3 protein-coding genes are annotated in these 4,069 nt (G+C 64.4%); all 3 read right to left on the bottom strand.

The genetic code is table 11. The annotated features are described in order from the left end of the window. Positions 1–1,047, bottom strand: a 1,047-nt coding sequence (gene trkA, locus GPT33_RS17490) for a Trk system potassium transporter TrkA (RefSeq protein ID WP_296811598.1), incomplete at its 3' end; no start/stop codon positions are given. Positions 1,048–1,237: 190 nt separating this feature from the next. Next, entirely contained in the window at positions 1,238–2,608 is a 1,371-nt protein-coding gene (locus GPT33_RS17495) for a sigma-54 dependent transcriptional regulator (protein WP_296811599.1), read from the bottom strand. Continuing rightward, a partial coding sequence (locus GPT33_RS17500) for an ATP-binding protein (protein ID WP_296811602.1) occupies positions 2,605–4,069 on the bottom strand: 1,465 nt, incomplete at its 5' end. The genes GPT33_RS17495 and GPT33_RS17500, both read right to left, overlap by 4 nt.

Raw genomic sequence — 4,069 nt, forward strand, 5'->3', positions numbered from 1 at the left:
CGGCGAGATGGCGATGTCGATGGCCCCGGATTGCACCAGCTCGACATAGGACGGCCGGTTGATCAAGGCCATGACCTTGCGCGCGCCGAGCCGCTTCGCGAGCATCGCCGAGAGGATATTCGCCTCGTCGTCGTCGGTGACGGCGCAGAAGACGTCGGTGTTCTCGATATTCTCTTCCAGGAGCAGATCGCGATCCGCCGCGTCGCCGTGCAGCACGATCGTCTTCTCGAGATTCTCCGCGATGCGCTTGCAGCGTTTCAGATCGCGCTCGATGACCTTGACCCGATAGTTGACCTCCAACGCCCCGGCGAGCCGGGTGCCGATATTGCCTCCGCCGGCGATGATCAGACGCTTGTAGGGACGATCCAGACGCCGCAGCTCGCTCATGACCGAGCGAATGTGCACGGGGGCGGCGACGAAGAAGATCTCGTCGTCCGCCTCGATGACCGTATCGCCTTGGGGCTCGATGGCCCGATCCTGACGGTAGATGGCCGCGACCCGCGCCTCGACCCTGGGCATGTGCTCGTGCAGGGTGCGCAGCTCGTGCCCGACCAAGGGTCCGCCGTAATAGGCCTTGACCGCGACCAGCCGGATCCGCCCGCCGGCGAAATCGAGCACCTGCAAGGTCCCGGGGTTCTCGACCAGACGCAGGATGTACTCGGTGACCAATGCCTCCGGACTGATCGGAAAATCGATCGGCAGGGCATCCGTCCCGAACAGCTTGGGCTGATCGAGAAAGCTCTGCGCCCGCACCCGGGCGATCTTGGTCGGGGTGTGAAACAGCGTGTAGGCGACCTGACAGGCCACCATATTGGTCTCGTCGCTGTTGGTGACCGCGATGATCATGTCGGCGTCTTCCGCGCCCGCGCGGCGCAGCACGTCCGGGTGCGCACCGTGACCCAGGATGGTGCGCAGATCGAAACGATCCTGCAGCTCCCGGAGCAGATCCGGATTGTGATCGACGACGGTGATGTCGTTCGCCTCGCTGACTAGATTGGCGGCCACCGAGGTCCCGACCTGGCCTGCGCCGAGGATGATGATCTTCATTTAAACCGCGTCCGGAGTTTTCGTTTTTGTGGAGTGGGGGCTTGCGTTCTCGTCGCTCCACGGAGCGATTGGCGCGACGCGGTTTAAAATAATAAAAATTAAATACTTGAAGTGCGTCAGTGCCAACGTCTGTAGGTACGCCGGAACTATGTTGCAGGTGCCGAGCTGGACATGCCCCGCCTGACGCACTTCAACGCCGCTCCTTGATCTCGATTCCCAGCGAGCGGAGCTTGCGGTAAAGGTGCGTACGCTCCATTCCGGCCTCCTTCGCCATCTTGCTGACGTTGCCGGTATGCTTTTCGAGCTGGTAGTCGAGATAGGCCTTCTCGAACTGCTCGCGCGCCTGCCGCAGCGGCTGATCGAAGGAGACCAGACCTTCCAGCGCCTGCCCCTGGGAGGGCGGCGGTGCGCCGAGTGCCGATTCGACCTCCTTCTGACTGATCTCGTCGCCGGCACCCAGGATCAGGACCCGTTGCACCAGGTTCTTGAGCTCGCGCACGTTGCCGGGCCAGGTGTAGTTGCGCAGATAGTTCTGCGCACCCACGCTGAAGCGACGATAGGGCAGCTTCTCGTGGGTCGCGAAATAGTCGAGATAGAAGTTCAGCAGATCCGGGACATCCTCGGCGTGATCGCGCAGCGGCGGGATATTCAGCGGGACGACGTTCAGGTGATAGAAGAGATCCTCGCGGAAACGCCCGGCACGCACCTCCTCTTCGAGGTTGCGCTGGGTCGCGGCGATGATCCGCACGTCGATGCGCACCGGCTCGGTACCCCCGACGCGAATGAAGGCTCCGGTGTCGAGCGCGCCGAGCAGCTTGGCTTGTGCATCCAGCTCCATGTCGGCGACCTCGTCGAGCAGCAGCGTCCCGCCCGCGGCCTTTTCCAGATTCCCGTAATGGGTGTGCTCGCCGTCTTCGGCCCCGAAGAGCTCGAGCGCGGCATTGCCCCCGGCGAGCGTGGAGACGCTCAGATCGACGAAGGGGCGCTCGCGGCGCGCGCTCTGTGAATGAAGATAGCGCGCAAAGGTCTCCCGACCGCTGCCCGCGTCCCCCGTGATCAGCACCCAGGTGTCGTGCTGAGCAATCCGCTTCACCTGCTCGCGCAGCCGTTGCAGCGTGGCACTGCGCCCGACCGGCTCGTGCACCTGAGGTGCGCGACGTTTCAGCCCGATGTTCTCCTTCTGAAGCTTGTCGGCCTCGAGTGCCCGCTCCACGGTGAGCAGCAGCTTGGCCATCGAGAGCGGTTTTTCGAGAAAGTCGTACGCGCCGAGCCGAGTCGCCTCCACCGCGGTCTCCACGGTGCCGTGCCCGGACATCATGATGACCGGGCAGGGCAGGCCGTCTTCCTCTTCCGACCATTCGCGCAGCAGCGTGATGCCGTCCAGATCAGGCATCCAGATGTCGAGCAGGATCAGATCCGGGCGGCGCTCGCGCAGCGCGTGCCGGGCGGACTCGCCGTTTTCCGCGCTCATCACGGCGTAGCCCTCGTCCTCGAGGATCTCTTGGACGAGACCCCGGATGTCGGGTTCGTCGTCGACGACCAAGACGTGCGTTGCACTCATCGTTTTTCATCCTGTTCTCGGCCTTGGGTCGCGTACCTGGTCCCCTGCCGGATCGGCAGGCGGATCCGAATCAGCGCGCCTTGACCCGTATTCTCGACCTTGATGATACCGCGGTGTTCCTCGATGATCTTCTTCACGATAGCCAAACCCAGACCGGTTCCTTTGGCCTTCGTGGTGACATAGGGCTCGAACAATCGCTCGAAGAGGTGCTCCTCGAACCCGGGCCCGTTGTCGGCGACCTCGAGTTCGACGAACGGCATGCCGTTCTCGCGTGCGACCCGCGTCGTCACGGCGATGCGCGCGCCGGGACGTCCGTCCATCGCCTCCTGCGCGTTCTTGATCAGATTATGAACCACTTGGCGCAAGCGCAACGGATCGCCGCGTACCTGCACCCCCGGCGCACCCAGATCGACCTCGAGCGCGCTCGTCCCGGCGCTGCGATACAGGTCCAGCACCTCTTGGGCGAGCCGGTCGAGCTCCAAGGGCTCGGCGCGGATATGCGGGGTGCGGGCATAGTCTGAGAAATCGTTCACCATCGCCTTCATCGCCTCGACTTGTTGGACGATGGTTCGGGTCGAGCGATCGATGATCTTCGCGTCCGCCTCGTCGGCCTTGGCGAGCAGCTTATGGCGCAGGCGCTCCGCGGAGAGCTGAATCGGCGTCAAGGGGTTCTTGATCTCGTGGGCCAGGCGCCGGGCCACCTCGCCCCAGGCCGCGTTGCGCTGTGCGGTGATCAGGGAGCTGACGTCGTCGAAGACCACGACATGACCCCGTTGCTCGCTGTCCGGCAGGGGCAGCGGGCTGCCGCGGCACATCAGGGTCTGACGGGTCTCGCCGCGATCGAGCTCGACCTCCGCACGCCAATCCTGCCCGGCGACGATATGGCTGCGCACCGTTTCGGTCCAGGGTGTGAGCCAGGGCAGCTCGCGCTCCACGCGCGCGAGCTCCGGTTGCTCGTCGTCGGTGAAGGCGAGGGAAAGGATCTGCCGCGCCGCCGGGTTGGCGGTCCTCAACCGCTGATCGGCATCGAAGGCGATGACCCCGGACGACAGACGCCCGAGGACCGTCTCGAGATAGTTGCGCTGGGTCTCGACCGCCTGTTGGCTGCGGTTCGCGGCATCCCGTGCCCGGGCGATGCGCCGCGTCATCGCGTTGAACGATGCGACCAGGAAGGCGAGCTCGTCGTCGTGCTTGGGCAGCGGCAGCTGTTGCTCGTAGTCACCCTCGGCGATCGCGCGGGTGCCGCGTGCGATATCCGCGACCGGCGCGACGAGACGCCGTGCGATATGAAAGGCGGCGATCACTGCGGCCATGACGCCGAACAGGAGCACCAGGGAAAGGGTCAAAGAGAAACTCAGCTTCAACGACTGGCGCAGATACGCCAGCTCGGTGTAGCGATTGTAGGCGTCTTCCAGGCGCTCCGAGAGCTCGGTAATGCGCGCCGAGGTCGGGAAGATCGCC

Origin of the sequence: Thiocapsa sp. (assembly GCF_011390875.1) — a bacterium.
In the GTDB taxonomy this organism is placed as follows: Bacteria; Pseudomonadota; Gammaproteobacteria; order Chromatiales; family Chromatiaceae; genus Thiocapsa.